Source organism: Paeniglutamicibacter sp. MACA_103, from assembly GCF_045798555.1.
Taxonomy (GTDB): Bacteria; Actinomycetota; Actinomycetes; order Actinomycetales; family Micrococcaceae; genus Paeniglutamicibacter.
Genome location: NZ_JBIXLN010000101.1, coordinates 1 through 2,257, shown reverse-complemented (window position 1 = coordinate 2,257; position 2,257 = coordinate 1). Strand labels below are relative to the sequence as shown.

At 58.9% G+C, this 2,257-nt stretch carries 2 protein-coding genes; both read right to left on the bottom strand.

The genetic code is table 11. The features are described 5' to 3' along the window. Positions 1 to 1,045: 1,045 nt before the first annotated feature. The gene (locus ACIPVK_RS21700; protein ID WP_407614055.1) at positions 1,046 to 1,171 is read right to left on the bottom strand and encodes a hypothetical protein; all 126 of its coding nucleotides are present in this window, start codon (positions 1,169 to 1,171) and stop codon (positions 1,046 to 1,048) included. Between the two features lie 857 nt (positions 1,172 to 2,028). Next, on the bottom strand, positions 2,029 to 2,257 hold a 229-nt coding region (locus ACIPVK_RS21695), incomplete at its 5' end, for a Flp family type IVb pilin (RefSeq protein WP_407614054.1).

Genomic DNA, 2,257 nt, shown 5'->3' with positions numbered 1-2,257 from the left:
GGCGAATCTTGTTGCCGACGGTCTGCATGGCAAAGTAAATGTTTGCGAGCATGGTGTTCATGATGTTTCTCCATTTTCTGCGTCAAGAAGGTGCGATTTTTATCGCCCCCCAGCGAATCATTCTTGATGAGAAATTATGAAGGAATGAAGTGGTCCCAAGTATTTTGACCCCGTCCGATGCCTACTGCCATTGGCAGCCCCCCAAGCGGTTCCCCAACCGCTGGCATCTAGCTTGGAGTCTAGGAGAGATTTTTCAGGCTGTAAAGGGGTCCACCTGAGATTCTTTTCATGGGCTGGGAATCTCTTGGGCGTTTCAATTTCATTGGGAGGTAATGCGGCTCTTCGGATTGAGGCGTGGCGGTGGTTTCGCCGGATGTACCGTTTTCCGGCAGGACCGCCGACCCTCCCATGGCATACGACAACAGGACTGGGTCGCTTGCTGCCACGACAAACGGCATTCAACGGTCAATGGCCTGCCCAAACGCAGCACCGTGTGTGGCCACCACGATCCAGGTCCAGACGTCGGCCGCACCCGGTTCCGGCAGCTAGTGCCCAGTCCAGCCCAATTTTTATTGCAGGAACCGGAACGTAAATTCAAGGTCGAAGCGGCGCGGCAGATACATGGAACACCAGTGAACCATCTCCTGGCTCTCGTCGGGGGATCGGATTGGAAGCCCACAGGCACAAGGGCTTGGAACCCGGTTTCCGGGCACGTACAAGACCATAAACCTGATCATGGAGGCTTCGATCAGCGGCAAGGGGCCCTGGTGGTCCTAGATCCCGCCCCGGGAATCGAGCTTCGGGTGCATCCGCTCGAACGCGACCGTCCACCGTCCCTTACCGTTCGGGATGCGTGGCAGGGGCGCGCAACATCAACTTGTCACTGTGCCGTGGCACCGGACTTTTGGTTGGGCCGCGGCGTTCGCCGGCGGAGAGCGTAGAACACCCGATCCGACCGTAGCCGGGCCACCGGGATGCCTGGCAGGTCCCGCATCAGCCAGACCAAGCGGGTGCCGTAGTAGCCAGCATCCGTGACCACCAAGACCTAGGGATCGGTGCTCGTTTGCTGCCCCGCGACGACCAGCCGGTCAATGAAGTCGCGCAGCTGGGTGGACGCGGCCGAGGTGGCATCAAGCCCGACCTTCAGGTGCACCGCGCCAAGCAGGGCCATCCACGAGGTGGTCTCGGATTCGACTGCGGAAATGAATGAAGGAGTAACGTCACCGCCGGGACCATTTACGCCTGCCCGTTGCAAGCATATGTGTGGCAGAAAAACGCGCGCTAAGGGCGGTCTCTAACACTGGGGGCAGCGACTTCGACACGTCCACCACCAGGGCGAACCTCGCCCGGCCGTCGGGACGGGGGATGCTGGGCACGGGCAACGTCCCGAGCTGGGAATTGAGTGCGTCGAGGTAAATCTGCCCGCAGTTGATCGCGTCTTACAGGCCCCATACCCGCGGTGGTGCTCGGGCTCCAGCGGGCAGGAGGGCCAAGACCCTGCTGCGTGCAAAGCAGCGCATCGGTGAGCACGACGAGAGTGTCGGTGCTGCGCGCGAGGCACCCATAATAGCCTTGGTGGAACGTATCGAATCACTGGCCATGACCGATCCTTTGCAGCGTGCGAGATCAATCATGCATAAGCATGGCTACGCACTCGATTCCTTATCACTCTTCGTTGATCAGTAACACAATCGTGTCCTGACACTCCGCAGAGGGCGCGGACATTCAACCTATTCTTTGCCTGGGGTTATATCGCCTAGTGGCTGTGGGCAAGCATTCAGTCGTCTTGGATAGCCGCGGCCATGCTGGTTTTGCCGCCTAGTTGGAAGTCCATGATGGCTGCGTTGGTCAGTGAGGCGGCAATTCTGGGAATGTCGTCGACTTGAAGCCTTGGCCAAGACTAATCATGGTCCTGCGCTCCCCTCTTGGGCCGTGAAGCGGATGTGATGTTAAGTTCGAGATGGGCGGGTCGAAAACGACCCGCCCATCTCGAACTGCGCATGTGGATCCCAGCGGGATCGATTGTGGTTAGGTCGCAGGAGGCGCAGCAGGGAGGAGCTGAGTTCCGACGTTGTCGAACATCGTGTCCAGCCTGGTGCCGATCAGGAAGACTGCGGCCATGACGACGACGGCAATTCCGGCGACCATGATGCCGTACTCGACGGCGGTTGCTCCCTTTTCATCGCGGCGAATCTTGTTGCCGACGGTCTGCATGGCAAAGTAAATGTTTGCGAGCATGGTGTTCATGATGTTTCTC